This window comes from Marinobacter salexigens (assembly GCF_018860765.1).
Taxonomy (GTDB): domain Bacteria; phylum Pseudomonadota; class Gammaproteobacteria; order Pseudomonadales; family Oleiphilaceae; genus Marinobacter; species Marinobacter salexigens_A.
Window position 1 is genome coordinate 1 of sequence record NZ_JAHKPV010000016.1, and the last position, 2981, is coordinate 2981.

The following is a 2981-nucleotide window of genomic DNA, read 5'->3' on the forward strand; positions in this document are numbered from 1 at the left end:
GATCACGACCATGGCATCCTGACCGTAGTTGTAGTGCTTGAAACGAGGCATGCCTACGGCTCCTTGTCTGTTTGCTCAATGCTACCAAAAACCATCCGTTTTGGGGTTTTTATACAGCCTCAACGCTCCCATCATGCGCCGCCGTAAGCGGTCGCATGAATGGGCTTGTTATATTCAAAATTGCACATACTCACCGGCCAAGCATTTTAAATAACTAACTAATGACATAGCTTTTGGAGATCCGAGGTATGCACTTAGAACAGATGTGTAGCTAATGATTGCCAGTGCTATGAAAAGCATGACAAAGCCATTTCTCAAACACTGATATGCAACCTCATTACGGACTTGCTTTATAAGATTGACATTCTCTTGCCCTATAAGAGCCTTTATGCCCTCAACTCTTTCATTACTTGCCTTTAAGTACTCATACCTACTTCCATATCCATAAGTTGGCATCAATTTGAAAGCCGATAATGAAACCAAGCCACCAATAAGCATATATAAAGATGAAATACTTAGAAAGGCAATAATTATTGGCTTTAACTCATGATCAGGTAATAATTTAGCAATTGTAGTTGCTGCTACACCTATTATTGTGAGGCACAAACTTAAGCCAAGGTTGAATTTTGAAGTTTTATCATCAATCTGTTTTGATCTTGAATGCTCTTCTTTCAACCTGCTATCTACAATGGCTTTATCTAATTCATAGAAGAAAGCATGCTCCTCGGACATATAATTAGTGGCATCTGAGAGCTTGCGTTTTTCTAATCCATATAGATAGATAAAAGGAAACGGTACGCTGAGGATCCCTTTTAGGTTTTCTATAATCTTCATCTTGATAGAGCGTCTGCGATATATTTTTCTATTGCTCTCTTTTCATTTGAAAGCCAGCCCCATTCACCAGTAGGATTAATTTCAATAAAGTAATACTCTCCATTACTTTCTATAAAATCAATAGCTCCAAAATTTAAATTCAGTCTCTTCATAAATAACTTGCAGCTCTTCAATAGTTCGTCGGGTAGTGGAATGTCTGTATATTCTATGCGTTCTCTTTTTGTAAGTCTCCAGTCATCATCTATTCCCGCTCCATTAGTTGTTATTTTTACTGCGAAAATATCATTTTCTATTACCGTAACTCTAATATCTGTTTTTTGATTAACATAATGCTGAACTATTAATGGTGCAGAATTAATGTGACCTTTTATAAGCTCTGATGCTTCAACATTAGACGTATAGGTAAATAAACAGTCGTCACCATCCCTTAGCAATACAGTGTCTAAAGATTTAACTATAATTTTGGTGTCTAGTATTTTTGAGTTTTTGAAACTATTCCCAACTTCAGTCGCCGGAACTTTAAAGCCAACTTCTGATGCAATCATTAATTGATACGGCTTTGATTCTGCCGCATAAGTACTTGCTGGCCAATTCATCCAATATGAATCTTCAAATAGCATTAAACTTCTTAAAAAAGCTGACCATTGTGATCTGGACAACTGCTCTTCGAGACTTAAGGCTTTCGCAGGAGTGTTTCTTAAGAAAACTGCTTGTCGAAACCAAATTGATTTAACTTTTGTTATTTTCCTATCGACGCCTTCCCCTGAGATATGAAACTCTTTTTTTACTGGGTTTATATTTATTTCGTATTGGCTAAGATTTTCTTTGTTGATTCGCAAGTAATCAACATTTCTTTTCTCTAGCTCTTGAACCACCAGATCTACTGAGAAGTCATATATGCTTGATACAATAAGGCAGGTTCCACTCATTCTCCTTTCTGATCCTCGCCCGTTTCCACATCACATTTCTTCGTAGCTTGTGTTCCAAATTTTGATGTATGGCTTACTAAAGGCTTGTTTTCATACATCCAAATTCCTCTTTTGTGATCAAACACACTACCTTTTGGCATTTCAGGTGTTTGTTGGAAAGGCTTTCTCTTTGCGAATTTTATTAAGAGATGATTTTGCACGATTTCTCCTTTTGAATATAACGAGCCTGTAGAAAAACCCTTCACAAAGCCTGATCCACAGCCGCTTTGTTGTTTTTTCAACACTCGCGGTGAACTGACGCAAGTTTGTTAATTTCTCGGCAACACCGGTGCGTTATGTATATGCTGCACCAGATGTTGCTCATTTAGTCCTCTGAGAGCCACTCCTAGCTGTATCATAGCCCAGACTCATGCCGCTAATTGCCCGTAGTTCGCCAGTTTCTCAATGTTGTGAACCAGACAATAAAGTTGCCACTGGCCCTGTACCTTCTTTTTGCCCCGCAAACTAAAGCGGTTCAGGCCTTTGTTGCTGCCGATGTTACCGAACACGGGTTCCACCACCGACATACGATGGCTGTAGATTTGCTTGCCGTGCTGGCTGTCCACCCGATGCTTCATCCAATCGGTAAAGGTCGGGCCTCGCCTAACTTCCAAGGTATAAGAAACCTGCCGTCCTTTGCCTTTGCGATGACTCGCCGAACTGGGGTTTTGCATGCATTGGTGCTTCTTTGGGCAATGGCGACACTGCAGCAATCGCCCTTGGAAGTGGGCTCTTGGTACGCCATTTTGGTCGGTCCGAGTGCCTTCGTAATGCAGAGACTCTCCTGCGGGACAGATGCAGGTCATAGCGACAGGGTCGAACTGGAATTCACTTGCTGGGATCACCTGTTTCCAGCCGGTTTTTGGTTGGTTCTGGTGACGTTTTCCGTACTTGGTTTTCTGGCCAGCGAACTTAGGGTCTCGGCTGCGGAACCGGTTGTCCGGAATGTAGCCGTTGATCTGCCGTTCATGCAGGTACTTCATATTGGCTTCGTTGGCGAAGCCGGTATCGGCGGTAACCACCGCACCGGTTTGGTAGATGTTGTCGGCAATGCCCAGCTTTTGATAGCGCTGCTGAACCGTCTCTAACACGGGCTTTAAGGTGTGGTGTTCCTGACCTTCGCCGAAGGCTTGGGCATCGATGATGATCTGGTGTTTCTTGTCCACCGTGGCTACGCCG

General features: G+C 42.1%; 4 protein-coding genes. All 4 read right to left on the reverse strand.

All coding sequences use genetic code 11. The features are described from left to right. Positions 1-174 precede the first annotated feature (174 nt). Complete coding sequence (locus tag KO508_RS09065) at positions 175-834, reverse strand: hypothetical protein (RefSeq protein WP_216008008.1); 660 nt, start codon at positions 832-834, stop codon at positions 175-177. After that, a complete protein-coding gene (locus KO508_RS09070) occupies positions 831-1763 on the reverse strand; it encodes a hypothetical protein (RefSeq protein WP_216008009.1) in 933 nt (310 codons plus the stop codon). Before KO508_RS09070 ends, KO508_RS09065 begins: the two co-directional genes overlap by 4 nt. Then, positions 1760-1963 (reverse strand): hypothetical protein, encoded by a 204-nt coding sequence (locus KO508_RS09075; protein ID WP_216008010.1) that lies wholly within the window; start codon positions 1961-1963, stop codon positions 1760-1762. The genes KO508_RS09070 and KO508_RS09075 overlap by 4 nt, the downstream gene beginning before the upstream one ends. A 207-nt stretch (positions 1964-2170) precedes the next feature. After that, the coding region (locus KO508_RS09080) for a transposase (protein ID WP_216008011.1) at positions 2171-2981 on the reverse strand (811 nt) is incomplete at its 5' end.

What these genes read in the sequence shown, in the direction of transcription:
- KO508_RS09065 (WP_216008008.1), bottom strand. Translation starts at nt 834, where the DNA reads ATGAAGATTATAGAAAACCTAAAAGGGATCCTCAGCGTACCGTTTCCT.
- KO508_RS09070 (WP_216008009.1), bottom strand. Translation starts at nt 1,763, where the DNA reads ATGAGTGGAACCTGCCTTATTGTATCAAGCATATATGACTTCTCAGTA.